This window comes from Acidovorax temperans (assembly GCF_028596105.1).
GTDB classification, from domain to species: Bacteria; Pseudomonadota; Gammaproteobacteria; order Burkholderiales; family Burkholderiaceae_C; genus Acidovorax; species Acidovorax temperans.
This window is the reverse complement of sequence record NZ_CP117193.1, coordinates 2,666,451-2,682,456: the sequence shown is the minus strand read 5'-3', so window position 1 is coordinate 2,682,456 and position 16,006 is coordinate 2,666,451. Positions and strand designations below refer to the sequence as shown.

The 16,006-nt window shown below is 64.4% G+C and carries 14 protein-coding genes; 8 read left to right on the top strand and 6 right to left on the bottom strand.

Annotated elements, in window-relative coordinates; translation table 11 throughout:
* The first annotated feature begins 50 nt into the window (after positions 1-50).
* Both PQV96_RS12695 and PQV96_RS12690 read left to right on the top strand, forming a co-directional pair.
* Positions 51-1,070 (top strand): TRAP transporter substrate-binding protein, encoded by a 1,020-nt coding sequence (locus tag PQV96_RS12695; protein ID WP_207375483.1) that lies wholly within the window; start codon positions 51-53, stop codon positions 1,068-1,070.
* A 416-nt stretch (positions 1,071-1,486) separates the two neighbouring features.
* A complete protein-coding gene (locus PQV96_RS12690; protein WP_207375484.1) occupies positions 1,487-1,927 on the top strand; it encodes a CBS domain-containing protein in 441 nt (146 codons plus the stop codon).
* A 45-nt stretch (positions 1,928-1,972) separates the two neighbouring features.
* Here the strand turns inward: PQV96_RS12690 and PQV96_RS12685 are convergent, their stop codons facing one another.
* From PQV96_RS12685 to PQV96_RS12660, 6 genes are all read right to left on the bottom strand, one after another.
* The gene (locus PQV96_RS12685; RefSeq protein ID WP_273623120.1) at positions 1,973-3,436 is read right to left on the bottom strand and encodes a methyl-accepting chemotaxis protein; all 1,464 of its coding nucleotides are present in this window, start codon (positions 3,434-3,436) and stop codon (positions 1,973-1,975) included.
* 189 nt (positions 3,437-3,625) lie between these two features.
* The gene (locus PQV96_RS12680) at positions 3,626-3,850 is read right to left on the bottom strand and encodes a hypothetical protein (protein ID WP_207375064.1); all 225 of its coding nucleotides are present in this window, start codon (positions 3,848-3,850) and stop codon (positions 3,626-3,628) included.
* Positions 3,851-4,007: 157 nt separating this feature from the next.
* A complete protein-coding gene (locus tag PQV96_RS12675; RefSeq protein WP_066786300.1) occupies positions 4,008-4,823 on the bottom strand; it encodes an ABC transporter ATP-binding protein in 816 nt (271 codons plus the stop codon).
* A gap of 93 nt (positions 4,824-4,916) precedes the next feature.
* Positions 4,917-5,867: a nitrate ABC transporter permease gene (ntrB, locus tag PQV96_RS12670; RefSeq protein WP_066786303.1), complete on the bottom strand. Its 951-nt coding sequence runs from the start codon at positions 5,865-5,867 to the stop codon at positions 4,917-4,919.
* Between the two features lie 65 nt (positions 5,868-5,932).
* Complete coding sequence (locus tag PQV96_RS12665; RefSeq protein ID WP_099655098.1) at positions 5,933-7,177, bottom strand: CmpA/NrtA family ABC transporter substrate-binding protein; 1,245 nt, start codon at positions 7,175-7,177, stop codon at positions 5,933-5,935.
* Positions 7,178-7,652: 475 nt separating this feature from the next.
* Positions 7,653-8,279, bottom strand: a complete 627-nt coding sequence (locus PQV96_RS12660; RefSeq protein ID WP_066784816.1) for an ANTAR domain-containing response regulator — start codon at positions 8,277-8,279, stop codon at positions 7,653-7,655.
* A 216-nt stretch (positions 8,280-8,495) separates the two neighbouring features.
* Between PQV96_RS12660 and PQV96_RS12655 the strand changes: the two genes are divergently transcribed.
* The 6 genes from PQV96_RS12655 to PQV96_RS12630 all read left to right on the top strand — a co-directional run bounded on the left by PQV96_RS12655 (position 8,496) and on the right by PQV96_RS12630 (position 15,954).
* On the top strand, positions 8,496-9,659 hold the full coding sequence (locus tag PQV96_RS12655; RefSeq protein WP_207375063.1) for a branched-chain amino acid ABC transporter substrate-binding protein: 1,164 nt from the start codon (positions 8,496-8,498) through the stop codon (positions 9,657-9,659).
* Between the two features lie 91 nt (positions 9,660-9,750).
* Positions 9,751-10,800 carry a tRNA (adenosine(37)-N6)-threonylcarbamoyltransferase complex transferase subunit TsaD gene (tsaD, locus tag PQV96_RS12650; RefSeq protein WP_142084722.1) on the top strand — a complete coding sequence of 350 codons (1,050 nt, stop codon included), beginning with the start codon at positions 9,751-9,753 and terminating at the stop codon, positions 10,798-10,800.
* Positions 10,801-11,190: 390 nt separating this feature from the next.
* On the top strand, positions 11,191-12,525 hold the full coding sequence (locus PQV96_RS12645) for an efflux transporter outer membrane subunit (protein WP_420482208.1): 1,335 nt from the start codon (positions 11,191-11,193) through the stop codon (positions 12,523-12,525).
* A gap of 80 nt (positions 12,526-12,605) precedes the next feature.
* Positions 12,606-13,955, top strand: coding sequence for an efflux RND transporter periplasmic adaptor subunit (locus tag PQV96_RS12640; protein ID WP_273623118.1), 1,350 nt, complete (start codon positions 12,606-12,608; stop codon positions 13,953-13,955).
* Positions 13,952-14,746: an ABC transporter ATP-binding protein gene (locus tag PQV96_RS12635; protein ID WP_273623117.1), complete on the top strand. Its 795-nt coding sequence runs from the start codon at positions 13,952-13,954 to the stop codon at positions 14,744-14,746. The genes PQV96_RS12640 and PQV96_RS12635 overlap by 4 nt, the downstream gene beginning before the upstream one ends.
* A complete protein-coding gene (locus tag PQV96_RS12630; RefSeq protein WP_273623116.1) occupies positions 14,746-15,954 on the top strand; it encodes an ABC transporter permease in 1,209 nt (402 codons plus the stop codon). Before PQV96_RS12635 ends, PQV96_RS12630 begins: the two co-directional genes overlap by 1 nt.
* The last annotated feature ends 52 nt before the right edge of the window (positions 15,955-16,006 follow it).

Sequence of the window (16,006 nt, the reverse complement as noted above, 5' to 3'; positions counted from 1 at the left end):
AGCACGCTCTTTTTCCTGTGCCTTTCTTTCCCTTGCCAATGGAGACAACCATGAAAACTTTCCGTCGCACCCTGCTGGCCGCCTTGTCGGTGGCTGCTTTTGCAGCTTCGTTCCAGGCCGCTGCCCAGGACTTCAAGCCGCGCATCATCCGCTTCGGCTACGGGCTCAACGAGGCTTCCAACCAGGGCCGCGCCACCAAGCTGTTTGCGCAAGAGGTGGAAAAAGCCTCGGGCGGCAAGATGCGGGTGCGCGCCATTGGTGCTGCCGCTCTGGGTTCTGATTTGCAGATGCAGCAAGCCTTGATTGGTGGTGCGCAAGAGATGATGGTGGGCTCCACCGCCACGCTGGTGGGCATCACCAAAGAGATGGCGATCTGGGACACGCCTTTCCTGTTCAACAACGCCAAAGAGGCCGACGTGGTACTAGACGGCCCCGTGGGCCAGAAGGTGATGGACAAGCTGCAGGAAAAGGGCCTGGTGGGCCTGGTGTACTGGGAGAACGGGTTCCGCAACCTCACCAACAGCAAGCGCCCTGTGGCCAGGCTGGAAGACATGAACGGCATCAAGCTGCGCGTGATGCAGAACAACGTGTTCCTCGACAGCTTCAAGACCCTGGGCGCCAACGCCGTGCCGCTGCCGTTCTCGGAACTCTTCACCGCGCTGGAAACCAACACCGTGGACGGGCAGGAGAACCCCTACAACACCATTCTGTCGAGCAAGTTCTACGAGGTGCAGAAGTACCTCACGGTGACCAACCACGTCTACAGCCCCTGGATCGTGCTGGTGAGCAAGAAGTACTGGGATGGCCTCTCGAAGGCTGAGCAAAAGGTGCTGCTGGACGCCGCCAAGAAGAGCCGCGACTTTGAGCGCCAGGACACCCGCGCTGAAGCCGACAAGGCCCTGGCCGACCTGAAGGCCAAGGGCATGCAGGTGAACGAGCTGCCCGCCGCCGAAGCCAACCGCATGCGAGAAAAGCTGGCCGCCGTGAACGCTGGCATCGCCGCCAACGTGGGCGAGGCCCTGTGGAAGGAAGTGCAGGGCGCTGTGGCGCAGGCACGCGCAGCCAAGTAATTCCATTTCTAAATCATCCGTGTCGTTGTTGCTTCGCCTTGCCGTGCTACAGCACTCTCTGCGGCTTCGCGCCTAGACACAAATGATTTGGAAACGGAATAAGTACAGGGAACAGGGTGGGTCGCGACCCTGAAGGCGCAGCCAAACCCTCCATGCAAAAGCCAGCAGCCCTTGGGCCGCTGGCTTTTGTGCTTTTCAAGGCCCGCCCTGGCGCCTCTACAGCGCAGGACTGGACCACACGCTCATTGCGGGGCCTGGTAACCAGACGTCTCATCAAGGCATCTACGGTTGCATTCAGCGCACAGATGGGCTGAAATGTTCCGAAGCCTGTGGATTGCTTTTTGGGGGTAGGGCCCTCAAGAGGCTTGAGCAGGTCGGTTCATCCATCGTGCTTTGCGCTCTACCGGGAGGTTGCCATGACCGTTGTTGCCGAAATCCTGAAATCCAAACCCGACACCACCGTTCACACCGTGCGCCCCGCCGATTCGGTGCTGGACGCCTTGCGCCTGATGGCGGAAAAGGGCATTGGGGCCCTGCTGGTGACGCAGGACGATGACCGCATCGTTGGCATCTTCACCGAGCGTGACTATGCCCGCAAGATTGCGCTGCTGGGCCGCACGTCGGCCGCCACCCAGGTGCGCGATGTGATGACGACCGACGTGCTGTTTGTGCGACCACACCAGACCAGCGAGCAGTGCATGCAGATCATGAGCAACAACCGCCTGCGTCACCTCCCGGTGGTGGAGAACGAGCAGCTCGTGGGCATGATCTCCATCGGTGACTTGGTCAAGGACATCATTTCCGAGCAGAAATTCATCATCGAGCAGCTGGAGCAGTACATTACCGGCCACCGTTGATGCCAACCCCCGGAGCGCAGCGCACGGGGGCCGCCCGCTGCGGCGTCAATGCTGCCAGCGGAAGTGCGCCATGGCGCTGCTGACCTGATCGGCCTGCGAGCGCAGCCCTTGTGATGCGGCGGCCGTTTCCTCCACCAGGGCTGCGTTTTGCTGGGTCATGCGGTCCATGTGCTCCACCGCCTCCAACACCTGAGAGATGCCTGACGCCTGCTCGGCGCTGGCGCTGCTGATTTCGGCCATGATGCCGCTGACCCGGGCAATCGCTTGCACGATGCCCTGCATGGCCTGGCCCGCGCTGTCGGCCTGGCGAGATCCTTCATCCATGCGCTGAACCGAGTCGGTGATGAGGGCCTTGATCTCGTGCGCAGCCTGGGCGCTGCGCTGGGCCAGGCTGCGCACCTCGCTGGCCACCACGGCAAAGCCCCGGCCTTGCTCGCCCGCGCGGGCCGCCTCCACGGCGGCATTCAGCGCCAGGATGTTGGTCTGGAACGCAATGGAGTCGATCACCCCGGTGATGTCTGCGATCTTGCGCGAGCTGTCGTGGATGCCCTGCATAAACGCCACCACCTTTTGCACTTGCGCGCCGCCGTGCTCAGCCTCTTCGCTGGCTTGGCGCGCCAGTGCGTGGGCATGGCTGGCGCTTTGGCTGTTGGCGTTCACCGTCTGGTTCAAGGTTTCCATCGATGCGGCGGTTTGCTCCAGCGCGCTGGCTTGCTGCTCGGTGCGTGCACTCAGGTCTTGCGTGCCTGTCGCAATCTCCACGGATGCTGTGTGCACCGTAGCGATGGACTGCTGAATGCCTTGCACCGTGTGCGCCAAGGCGCGGGTGGACTGGCCCAGGGCGCGGGCGATGTCGCCAAACTCGTCGTGGGTGTCCAGGTGCAGCGGGTGGCCCAGGTCGCCTGCCGCCAGGGCGCGTGCTGCACCCAGCGTTTGCTGCACAGCGGCTTGCGCCTGGCGCACCGTGGCCAGACTCACCCACAGGGTCACCACCAGGGCTGCCAGCAGCGCGGCGGTGAACCACCACATGAAGCGCTGAGCCTGCACCACCCGCTCTTCCAGCATGGTGTCCAGGGTTTCGTAGCCCTTGGCGATGAGGGCGAATTGGGTGTCGATGGCCTCGGTCAGGCTGGCGAAGTAGGCCTGGGGCGGGTGGCTCAGCTCGGTGGGTTGCAGCAGTTGCTCCTGAATGGACTGTAGTGCGCGGCTGGCGTCGTCCGCCGCTTTTTTCTGCGCGCTGGCCAACGTGCGTTGCACGGCTGCATCGGCTTCGCCAGCGCGGCTGAGCAGTGCTTGCGCCTTGTCGTTCTGTAGGCGCGCCGCAGTGACGGCTGCCAACAAGGCGGCCCGCTCGGTGTTGCCCAGATCGCGGCGGGTGAGTGCGCCGGCGCCCACCGCCCGCGCCTGGCCGAGTGACTCCGTCAGCGCGGGCAATTGGTCGAGCGTGCCCGACATCAGGTAGTAACTGGATGCCTCGGCGTCCAGGGTCAGTGTGGATGTGTCCAGCACCTGGTTGAGAAGCCCCAGTTGCCGCGCGATAAGGGCGGTGTGGTTGCGAAAGCTGTCTGCCGCCTTGGCGCCGGGGGCCGCGACCTGGGCGGCGAGCGCCTGCCAATCATTTTCAATCTGCGCTGTCAGGGGTGCCAGCTTGGTGTCGTTGGCGCTGGTGGCCAGTGCCTGGGTGGCTTGCAGTGCCTGTTACAGGCGGTCTTGTACCTCGACCTGCTTTTTCTCGCGTTGCGCGATGAATTGGGTGTTGCCCGAGAGCGCTCCGTTGGACAGCCCTCGGTGCTGCTGGGTCAGCTGGATGAGCCGCAGCACCTGCTCTGCGGGCTTCAGCCCCGCTTGTTCCGCCCGTGCAGTGCGCAGGGCTTCATAGCGAGCTTGCAGCACCAAAGCCGATGCGGTAATTGCTAGCAGCATGCAGGCTGCACAGACCAGTGCAAATTTTTGCCAGAGTTTCAAGCGTGCAATCAGTGCATTCATCCTCGTGGTTCCCGTGTTGATTTTGCGACCCATGCGTTAAAGAGTTCACAATTCAGTTTAGGCCCGCCCCAGAGGTTTTGGGCGAGGTGCACGCTCAGGCCGCGGTTTTTTCCACGTGGGTTTGACGTGTGTACAAAAAGTCGATCACCGCCTTGCGGTACTGCACGTAGTGCGGGTCTTCCGCCAGCTCTACGCGCTTGCGGGGGCGGGGCAAGTCCACATGCAGCACTTCGCCAATGGTGGCGGCGGGGCCGTTGGTCATCATCACGATCTTGTCGGACAGCAGCACGGCCTCGTCCACATCGTGCGTCACCATGACCACGGTGCTTTGGGTGCGGGCCACAATCTCCAGCAACTCGTCTTGCAGCTTGGCGCGGGTCAGGGCGTCCAGCGCGCCAAAGGGCTCGTCCATCAGCAGCACCTGGGGTTCCATGGAGAGGGCGCGGGCAATGCCCACGCGCTGCTTCATGCCGCCCGATATTTCGCCGGGGCGCTTTTGGCCAGCGTGCGTCAGGCCCACCAGGGCCAGCGCGGCGTCGGTGCGGGCCTGGAGCTGGGCCTTGTTTTCCTTGCCACCAAACACGCGCTCCACGGCCAGGTAGATGTTGTCAAAGCAGGTGAGCCAGGGCAGCAGCGAATGGTTCTGGAACACCACCGCACGCTCAGGGCCAGGGCCCTTGATCTCTTTGTTGGCGCAGATCAGCACCCCGTTGGTGGGGGTGGTGAGGCCTGCAATCAGGTTCAGCAGCGTGGATTTGCCGCAGCCCGAGTGCCCGATGAGCGCCACGAACTCGCCTTTCGCGATAGTCAGGTCGATGCCCTTCAGCGCCGGGAAAAGCCCCTTGGCGGTTTTGAACGTTTGCTCCACGCCTTGGATTTCGATGAACTTGGTGGTGAGAGAGGTATGCATGAGGAGCTCCTGGTATTTCCGAGGACCGCCGTGGAGCCGGCTTTGCCGGGCCACGGGGAGTGATGCGCCGATGGCGCGGCTCTCAGGGGTGGGTCAAGTTTTGACCTCTTCAAACGTGAAGGCGGTGGCCAGCTTGATGAGTGCGTACTCCAGCACCAGCCCGACGATGCCGATCACGAAGATGGCGATGATGATGTTCTTGACGTTCAGGTTGTTCCACTCGTCCCACACCCAAAAGCCGATGCCTACGCCGCCCGTGAGCATCTCGGCCGCCACGATCACCAGCCACGCGGTGCCAACGGCCAGACGGATGCCGGTGAGCATGTAGGGCAGCACGGCGGGGAACAGGATCTTGGTGGCGATCTTCCACTCCGACAGTTGCAGCACACGGGCCACGTTCATGTAGTCCTGCGGCACGCGCTGCACGCCCACCGCAGTGTTGATGACCATGGGCCAGATGGAGCAGATGAAGATGGTCCAGATGGCAGCCGGGTTGGCGCCCTTGAACACCAGCAGGCCGATGGGCAGCCAAGCCAGGGGCGACACGGGGCGCAGCAGGCTGATGAGCGGGTTGAACATGCGCGACAGGATGTTGAAGCGCCCGATGACAAACCCGGCCGGAATGCCCACCAGCGCCGCCAGCCCAAAGCCCACGGCCACGCGCTGCAGGCTCATCAGCACGTTCCAGCCCACGCCCTGGTCGTTGGGGCCATTGCGGTAGAAGGGGTTGCTGAACACCTCCACCGCCTGGCCCCAGGTCTCCAGCGGAGACGGGATACTCTTGCCTGTGGCTGCAGACACCATGGCCCAGGCCACCAGCAGCAAAGCCACACCGCAGGCCGGTGGCAGTACTGCCATCCAGAAGTTGCGTGACCAGGTGGCCAGGTCACGCCCGGAGGCTTTGGTAGAGGTGGTGGCTGCGGTTTTAGAGGCGTTTTGGGCTGTAGCGCTCATGGATAAAGCGCTAGGCGCTATGGAGTTTGTAGCGGGCTTGTCCGCGTGGGGCGCGGCGTCCAGCGGGGTGTGAAAAACAGCACTGACCATGGCGATCTCCTGGTTTCAACGTGGGGGAGGGCGGGGCGTGGGTGTTGCGATGAAGGGGGTGGGCTTCAGGCCTTGATCTTGAAGCCGTCGGCGTACTTCTTGGGGTCCTTGCCGTCCCACACCACGCCGTCGATCAGCTTGTGGCTGCGCGTGTCGCTCTTGGGCAGGGGGGTCTTGGACGCAGTGGCGGCCTGCTTGTAGAGATCGATCCGGTTGATGGCCTTGGCCACGCCCGCGTAGTCGGGGTGGTCCTTGAGCAGGCCCCAGCGCTTGTGCTGGGTGAGGAACCACATGCCGTCAGACAGGTAGGGGAAGTTCACTGCGCCGTCGTTATAGAACTTCATGTGGTTCGGGTCGTCCCAGCTCTTGCCCATGCCGTCCTGGTAGCGGCCCAGGATGCGCTGGTTGATCGCATCCACACTGGTGTTCACATAGGCCTTGCCCGCAATGGTTTCGGCCATCTTGTTCTTGTTGGCCAGGCCTTCGTCGATCCAGCGGCTGGCTTCCAGGATGGCGGCCGTCACGGCGCGTGCGGTGTTGGGGTACTTTTGCGCAAACTCGGCCGTGGTGCCCAGCACCTTCTCGGGGTGGTCTTGCCAGATGGCTTGTGTGGTGCTGGCCGTGACCCCGATGCCGTCCATGATGGCGCGCTGGTTCCAGGGCTCGCCTACGCAGAAGCCGTCCATGTTGCCCACGCGCATGTTGGCCACCATTTGCGGTGGGGGCACGGTGATGACCTTGGCGTCCTTCATCGGGTCAATGCCATGCGCGGCCAGCCAGTAATACAGCCACATGGCGTGCGTGCCGGTGGGGAAGGTCTGGGCAAAGGTGTACTCGCGCTTTTCGCTGGCCATTAGCTTGGCCAGCCCGGCGCCGTTCACGGCGCCCTTGTCCGCCAGCTTTTTAGACAGCGTGATGGCCTGGCCGTTGTGGTTCAGGTTCATCAGCACGGCCATGTCTTTCTTGGGGCCGCTCACACCCAGGTGCACGCCATACACCAGGCCATACAGCACGTGGGCAAAGTCCAGCTCACCGTTGACCAGCTTGTCGCGCACACCGGCCCAGCTGGCTTCCTTGGTGGGGATGATGGTGACGCCGTATTTTTTGTCGATGCCCAGCACCGAGGCCATCACCACGCTGGCGCAGTCGGTCAGCGGGATGAAGCCGATCTTGACCTCTTTCTTCTCCGGCGCATCCGACCCCTGGGCGTGGACAAGCGCACGCAGTGCGGGGCTGACACCCACGGCGCCCACGGTGGCCGCTTGCAGCACGGTGCGGCGGTGGAGGCTGGTTTTCAACAAATCGGTCATGGCACATCCCTCAAGGGCAAGTCGGTGAAGAAAACAAAAAAGGCGTCCTCACGCCTCGCACGGCTGCCGTAGCAGCACGTTGCAAGGGTGGGGACGCCTTTGTCCTGGGTGGAGCCTGGGGCTCCTTGGCTGCATTCACCCGCCGTTGGGTGTTTGCTGCCAGTACAAGACCTTCATTGGTCTATGCAGGAGCTGATGCAAGCGGTGTGCCAGCTTTGAAAAGAATGCGTTTGCTATTTATTTGATAGCTAGTAGCGATTGCAGATAAAGCGCTACAGCATGTTTTGGCTTGAAGGGGTATGCCTGCTGTGCACCTGTGGCGTGGCGCAGGCCTGCACGCGATTTGTGCGTTGCACCATCGCTGTTCCTTCGCAGAGCCGTGGCTGCTCCATGGGCGTGCTGCTGCGGTGTGGTGCTGCCCCATTGCGGGGTGGTGTGACGTGGTGCGGTGCGAAGGGCGGGGCGGTGCTCGCCGTCAGCCGAGCAGGTCCATCACATCCAACATGCGCTGGGCTACATCCACGAGCTTGAGACCCTTGTCCATGGCCGTCTTGCGCAGCTTGTCGTAGGCGGCCTGTTCGCTCAGGCCCTGGCGCTGCATGAGCAGGCCCTTGGCGCGGTCGATGGTCTTGCGGTCCTTGAGCTCGGTCTTGGCATCGGCCAGCTCCGCCCGCAAGGCCTGCTCGTGCTGAAAGCGCGCCATGGCGACATGAAGGATGGGGCGTATGCGCTGCGGCGCCAGCCCCGCCACGATGTAGGCCGACACGCCTGCGGCCACCGCGTCCTTGACGTGCGAGGTGTCCTCGTCGTTGGTGAACATGACGATGGGCCGGCGGGCATCGCGCGTGGCCATCACCACATGCTCCAGCGCATCGCGGGCTTCGCTCTCGGCGTCCACGATGATCAGGTCGGGTTGCAGCTGCGCCAGACGGTCGCTCAGGAAAACGTCGGCGGGCAGTGTGGCAATGAGGTTGAAGTTGTTTTCCAGCAAACCAATGCGCAACGCCTTGGAGCGCTGCGCTTGCAGCAGCGCGTGTTCGTCATCCGGGTCGGTGACGGCCAGGTCGGAGGCGACCACCACGATACGTAATGCCTCATTCATACCGCTACTTTAAGCAAGATTTACGCCACTTTTTGGTGCGCTGCTGCGGTGCGCAGGGTCGTGCACAAGGTGTGGCTCACGCTGCCGTGGCTTACGGGGCCTGAAACTTGCTAATAAATGTAACCCTGGCGGGGCATACCCGCTGGTGCGGGGCCCGGCTGCTCTTCTATACCTCCGGTCACTTGATCATTCATCTCATATTCAGGAGTCCACTGCATGAAGAATCACATCGCGCGTCGCCGTTTCCCGGTGGCCTTGGCCCTGCTGCCCACCTTGGTGGCAGCCGCTGTGCTGGCCGGTTGCAGCAAGGTGCCAGACACCCTCAAGATCGGCGTAGCCCAGCCCCTGACTGGCCCCCTGGGGGCGCTGGGGCAAGACCTGCTCAACGGCGTGAACCTGGCCGTGCAAGAGCTGAACAAGGACGGCTTCATGGTGGACGGCAAGCGCGTCAAGCTGGAAGTGGTGTCGGTGGACGACAAGGCCGATGCGGCCACGGGCAAGCAAGTGGCCCAGCAACTGGTGGATGCCGGGGTGGTGGCGGTCATTGGCCACCTCAATTCGGGCGTGAGCATTGAAGCCGCGCCCATCTATGCGGCCAAGGACATCGCCCAGATTGCGATTTCGACCAACCCCAAGTTCACCCAGCTGGGCTTGAACTCCACCTTCCGCATGGTGGCCAACGACACGCTGCAGGCCCGTGCCATTGGCTCGTTTGCCGCCACGCAGCTCAGCGCATCCCGCTATGCCGCGCTGGACGATGGCACGCCCTACGGCAAGGGCCTGACCGATGGCGCGGCCGCCCAGCTCAAGGCCGAAAACAAGGAGGTGGTGGTGCGCAAGTCGTTTGACGACAAGACAGTGGAGTTTGACGCCCTGGCCGGTGAGCTCAAGGCCGCGCGGGTCGAGGTCATCGTCTCCACGCTCAACGACTTCCAGGCGCTCGCTTTGCTCAAGGCCCTGCAGAAGGTGGGCCACACGCAAGTCAAGCTGCTGGGTGGAGACACGGTGAAGACCACCGACATGGCCAAGGGCGCGGGCTTGATTGAGGGGTTGTACGCCACATCCCCCGTGCTGGAGGCCAAGGAGTTCACCACCGGCAAGCCCTTCCTGGAGAAGTACATCGACGCCTACCAAAAGCCCCCGGCCTATGGCGGCCACTACAGCTACGACAGCACCTATGTGTTGACGGCCGCCATGCAAAAGGCCAAGTCGGCCGATCCCAAAGACATCATCAAGGCCATGCGCACCATCAACGGCTATGCCCCGGTGATTGGCACCATGAGCTGGGACGACAAGGGCGAGCAGCGCTACGGCGCCGTCGGCGTGTATGAACTGCGCGGCGGGGTCTGGGAACTGCGCATGCGTTCAGACCGCTGGTAAGCCTGCGGTCGTGTAGGCGCATAGCTGTGCATGCGAGAGGGCTTGGGCGCAGCACCGCGCTGCGCCAGGGCAGGGGTTTTACACTCAGGGCATGAGTCTGCTGATCCTGGGTATTGAATCTTCTTGCGATGAAACGGGCGTGGCGCTGGTGCGTTCTGCCGACACCGGCGTGCCCGTGCTGTTGTCGCACGCATTGCACAGCCAAATTGAAATGCACCAGGCCTATGGCGGCGTGGTGCCCGAGCTGGCCAGCCGCGACCACATCCGCCGCGTGCTGCCGCTGGCCACCCAGGTGCTGACCGATGCCGGCCAAACCCTGGCCGATGTGGACGTGGTCGCCTACACCCAAGGACCAGGCTTGGCCGGGGCCTTGCTGGTGGGTGCAGGCGTGGCCTGCGCCCTGGGCGCGGCGCTGGGCAAACCCGTGCTGGGCGTGCACCACTTGGAGGGGCATTTGCTTTCACCCTTCTTGAGTGCCGACCCGCCCGAGTTCCCGTTTGTGGCGCTGCTGGTGTCTGGCGGCCACACCCAGCTCATGCGAGTCGATGGCGTGGGCCGCTACGAAATTTTGGGTGAAACCATTGACGACGCGGCGGGCGAAGCGTTTGACAAATCTGCCAAGCTCATGGGCCTAGGCTACCCCGGCGGGCCCGCCTTGTCGCGCATGGCGCAGCAGGGTGATGCGGCAGCCTTCAAGCTGCCACGGCCTTTGCTGCACAGCGGCGATCTGGATTTTTCATTCGCGGGGCTCAAGACCGCCGTGCTCACGCAGGCCAAGAAGCTGGGCGACGAGCTAGAAGCCCGCAAGGCCGACCTGGCCGCAAGCACCGAGGCCGCGATTGTGGAAGTGCTGGTGAAGAAGACCCTGGCAGCCCTCAAGCAGACGGGCCTGCAGCGCGTGGTGGTGGCGGGCGGCGTGGGGGCCAACCGGCTGCTGCGCGAACAACTCAACACCGCCTGCAGCAAAGCCCGTGTGCGCGTGCACTACCCCGAACTGCACCTGTGCACCGACAACGGCGCCATGATTGCCATGGCCGCCGCCATGCGCCTGCAGGCGGGGCAGCAACAGGCCAACACCGCCTATGCCTTTGACGTGAAGCCGCGCTGGCCGCTGGATGCCATCACGGCACCTGCTGCCTGATCTGGCCTGTGGGCTATTTGCTATTAAAAATATAGCTGCTGGCGCTTGTTGAATAAGCGCTAGAGCCCTAAAAGACTCGTATTGCAACGGCGCTGTGAGCGGTCAGAGGTCCTCCCGCCGGTGGAGGGGGGAGCGCATCTCCCAGTGCCCTGGTGCGGGTGAAATCAGCACGCACGGCCCCAGCGACAAGCCTGGCGGCCCGGGCCGCTCGATTTCTTTACCTCAGGTTGACACAAGCGCCTTCAGAGCGACAAGGGAAACCGTGACAATGGACTTTGCTGAGAATGATTTGCAAATAGATCCATGAAATCTTCCCCTTTCCAGTCCCCTGTCGCCGCTGGGCGGTGGCCGCGCTGCGTGCCATCTGCCAGTGCTGCGCTGGCTTTGGCCATGGTGCTGGCCGGTTGCAGTACCTTGCAGCCGCCCGATGCGCAGTTGCCCCCCGTGGCAGTGCCTGCCGGCTGGTCAGCGGCTGGGGCAGGGGGCATTGCCACGCCGCTGGTGCAGTGGTGGGAGCGGCTGGGCGACCCCGAACTGACCGCACTCATCAGCGAGGCTCTGGCCGTCAACACTTCGGTGCGCAGTGCCCAGGCGGCATTGCAGCAATCGCGCGCGCTGGTGGATGTGCAGACGGCTGGCACCTTGCCCCAGCTGGGTGCTTCGGGCTCTGCGCAGCGCAGCCGGGCGTCGGGCAGCACGGGCAACAGCTTCAGCGCCGGGTTTGATGCCAGCTGGGAGCCCGATGTATTCGGCCGCCTGCGGGCCGGGGTGAATGCTTCTGAAGCCGATGCCCGCGCTGCACAGGCCAGCCTGGCCGATGTGCAGGTGTCATTGGCGGCTGAAGTGGCCGTGAATTACATCGAGCTGCGCGGCCTGCAGCAGCGCCTGCAAATTGCTCTCAGTAATCTGGCCAGCCAGCAAGAAACCTTGCAGATTGCACAGTGGCGCCTGCAGGCCGGGTTGACCACCTCGCTGGTGGCCGAACAGGCCCGGGCTGCGGCAGAGCAGACCGCAGCCCAGGTGCCGGCGTTGCAAAGCAGCCTGGCCCAGTCGCGCCACAGCCTGGCAGTTTTGACGGGGCAGCCACCGGCGGCGCTCAACGCACGGCTGGAGGCCACGGCCATGGTGCCCTTGCCGCCCGACGACCTGGCTTGGGATATTCCGGCCCAGACGCTGCGCCAGCGCCCCGATGTGCGCGCCGCAGAACACCGCGTGGCAGCGGCCGCAGCGCGCGTGGCGCAGGCGGATGCCGCCCGCTACCCGGATTTTTCGCTCAGCGGCACGCTGGGACTCAGGGCCTTGACCGTGGGGGCACTCACGGCGGGCAATGCGGTGACCAGCTCGCTTGCTGCCGGTGTGACGGCGGCGTTGTTCGATGGTGGCGCGGCCCGCGCCCAGGTGCGTTCGCAAGAAGCCGCGCTGGAACAGGTGCGGGTGGCGTACGAGGCCACGGTGCTTGCAGCCCTGAAGGACGTGGAAGATGCCCTGGTGGCCTTGCAAGGCAACCGTGAACGGTTGCAGCGCCTGCAGGCCGCAGCCGATGCCGCCGCCAATGCCGCATTGATGGCGCAACAGCGCTACGCCAGTGGCCTGATTGATTTCGCCACCGTGCTGGAAACCCAGCGCACGCAGTTATCTGCACAAGACAGCGTGGCGACCACGGTGGCCAGCGTGGCGGCGGACCATGTGCGGCTCTACAAAGCTTTGGGTGGCGGCTGGCAATAGCCAGGCGCTCTTGGCGCCCTTGCGGGCGCAGTCTGGCGCAGGCCACGGGCTCTTTATCTTGTTGTTTTGATTCTTGATCCATGAACCATCCTGACACTTCTGTGAAATCTCCCAAGGCTGCATCGGCGCAGGCTGCAGGCCTGGCCGGGTTGCTGGGGGCCGCGCCTCGGCGCCGCTGGTGGCAGCGCACCACGCTGTGGATTGGCGTGGCTGCCTTGCTGGTGGCTGCCGGGGGCGTGTATGCCTGGCAGAGCAGCAAGGCGGCCAACGCTGCCCCCAGCTATGTGACGGAAGAAGTGCGCCGCGGCAACCTCACGCTCAGCGTGGCGGCCAACGGCACCTTGCAGCCCACCCGGTCGGTGACGATTGGCAGCGAGCTTTCGGGCACCGTGCGCAACGTGCTGGTCGATGTGAACGACAAGGTCAAGAAGGGCCAGGTGCTGGTGGAACTGGACACCGCCAAGCTCGAAGCGCAGGTGCTGCGCTCGCGTGCATCGCTGGCTGCCGCCCAGGCAAGGCTGGCGCAGGCCGTGGCCACCACCAAAGAGGCCACCGCGGGCCTGGCGCGCTTGCAGGAAGTGGCGCGCCTGTCGGGCGGCAAGGTGCCGTCTGCCACCGAACTGGATGCCGGCCAGGCCACGCTGGACCGCGCCAAGGCCGACGAGGCCAGTGCCCGTGCATCGGTCGATGACGCCCGTGCGGCGCTCTCTACCGACGAAACCAATCTCTCGAAGGCATCGATCCGTTCGCCCATCAACGGTGTAGTGCTCACCCGCAGTGTCGAGCCCGGCAACGCCGTGGCCGCATCGCTGCAAGCGGTGACGCTGTTCACCGTGGTGGAAGACCTGACGCGCCTGCGGCTGGACGTGAGTGTGGACGAAGCCGATGTGGGCTCGCTCACCGTGGGGCAAAAGGCCAGCTTCACCGTCAGCGCTTACCCCTCGCGCCGCTATCCAGCCGAGGTCACGCGCGTGTCGTTTGGCTCCACCAAAACTGACAACGTGGTCACCTACATCACCTGGCTGGACGTGGACAACAGCGACCTGAGCCTGCGCCCCGGCATGACGGCTGCGGCCACCATCACCTCCACCGAGCGCAACGACGTGCTGCTGGTGCCCAACACCGCCTTGCGCTTTACCCCCGCCCAGGCGGGCGCCGAGGCGGCAGGCAAGCCTGCCAGTGCCAACCGCGGCATCGTTTCGCAGCTCATGCCCGGCCCGCCCCGCAACGCCAGCCGCAAAACGGCTGGGGGCGCAGGGCCTGGCACTGGGCAGACGCGCCAGATCTGGCTGCTCCAGGACGGTGTGCCGCAGCCTGTGAGCGTGAAGGTGGGTATCAGCGATGGCCGCATGACCGAGGTGAGCGCCGAGGGCCTGGAGCCCGGTGCGCAGGTGATCACCGACCAGCGCATGGGCAAGGCGGCACCATGACCGCTGCGCAGGCTGAACCAGGGCGCCCGCCAGCCGAGGCGCCCATCATCGAGTTGCGTGGCGTGACCAAGGTGTATGGCGAAGGGGCGCTGGCCTTCCAGGCCCTCAGGGGGGTGGACCTGCGGATTGCGCAGGGCGACTTCGTGGCCATCATGGGCCCCAGCGGGTCGGGCAAATCCACCGCCATGAACACGCTGGGTTGCCTGGACCGGCCCACCACCGGCGAATACCTGTTCAAGGGCGTGCGTGTCGAAGCCCTCTCGCGCGACGAGCGCGCGCTGCTGCGCCGCCGCTATTTCGGCTTTGTGTTTCAGGGCTTCAATCTGCTGGCACGCACCTCGGCGCAAGAGAATGTGGAGTTGCCGCTGCTGTACCGGGGCGAATCTGCGGCCACGCGCAAGGCGGCTGCCGCACGGGCGCTGGAGGCGGTGGGGCTCAAAGGCTGGGAGCATCACACCCCGGCCGAACTCTCGGGCGGGCAACAGCAGCGCGTAGCGATTGCCCGGGCCATCGTGACCGAGCCCGTGGTGCTTCTGGCCGATGAGCCTACCGGCAACCTCGACACCCAACGCAGCCACGAAATCATGGAACTGCTGTGGCGGCTCAATGCCGAGCAGGGCATCACCGTGCTGATGGTGACGCACGAGCCCGATATGGCCGAATACGCGCGCCGGATGGTGCGGTTTGTCGATGGCGTGGTGGATTCGGACACCCTCAACCCTCACCCGGTCGGGCTGCGTGGCAAGCCCGCCCCGGTGGTGGCTGCTCACGCCAGCCAGGGAGTCGCGTGATGCTGTTCAACACCATCTTGCTGGCGTTGCGCTCCATCCGGCGCAACCTGATGCGCTCGTTCCTGACCATCCTGGGCATCGTGATCGGGGTGAGCGCGGTGATCACCATGGTGACGCTGGGCAACGGCGCCACCTTGGCTGTGCAGACGCAAATCTCCAGCCTGGGCACCAACCTGCTGCAAGTGCGGCCAGGCCAGCGCATGGGGCCGGGTGGTGGCACGGGTGCGCCGTCATTCAAGGACACTGATGCCGACGCGATTGCGCAGCAGATCGGCGGCATTCTGGCGGTGGCGCCAGAAGCGCGTGCAGGCGCCACGGTGGTGGCAGGCGGGCGCAACTGGACGACCAGCGTGATCGGCAGCACCAATGCCTGGCTGCAGACGGGCAACTGGACGGTTCAGGCCGGAGGCCGCACTTTCACCGACCCCGAACTGCGCGCCGGTGCCGCGGTGTGCCTGATCGGCGAGACCATTCGCCGCGAGCTGTATGGCGGCCGCGACCCGGTGGGCGAACAGCTTCGCGTGAAAGCCTTCTCGTGCGAAGTGGTGGGCGTGCTCGGCTCCAAGGGCCAGGGGGCGTTTGGCAATGACCAGGATGACATGGTGCTCATCCCCCTCAAAACACTGCAGCGACGCGTGACGGGCAACACCCGCGTGAACACGCTGCTGGTGTCCATGCAGGACGGCAGCGACCCCGCGCGTGTGAAAAGTGCCCTGACCCAGTTGCTGCGCGAATTGCGCAAGCTGGCCGACACCGATGAGGACAACTTCAACGTGCTCGACACCAAGCAGCTGGCCGACACCTTTGCGGGCACCACCAAGGTGATGACCACGCTGCTGGGCGCCGTGGCCGCCGTGAGCCTGCTGGTGGGCGGCATCGGCATCATGAACATCATGCTGGTGAGCGTGACGGAGCGCACCCGCGAGATCGGTCTGCGCCTGGCCATTGGCGCGCTGGAGCGCGAGGTTCTACTGCAGTTCCTGATCGAGGCGGTGGTGCTGGCCGCGCTGGGCGGCCTGGTGGGCATTGTGCTGGCCATAGTGGCATCGCTGGGCCTGGCGCAGGTGATGGGTGTGCCCTACCTGTTCAATCCTGCGGTCAACCTGCTGTCGTTCGTGTTTTCTGCAGGCATCGGCGTGGTGTTTGGCTACTTCCCGGCGCGCCGTGCAGCGCACATGGACCCCATCGACGCCTTGCGCCACGAATAGCCGGGGGGCTGTGATAACCCTCTGCTGGAGCGGGGCAGAACGCACAAAGGCC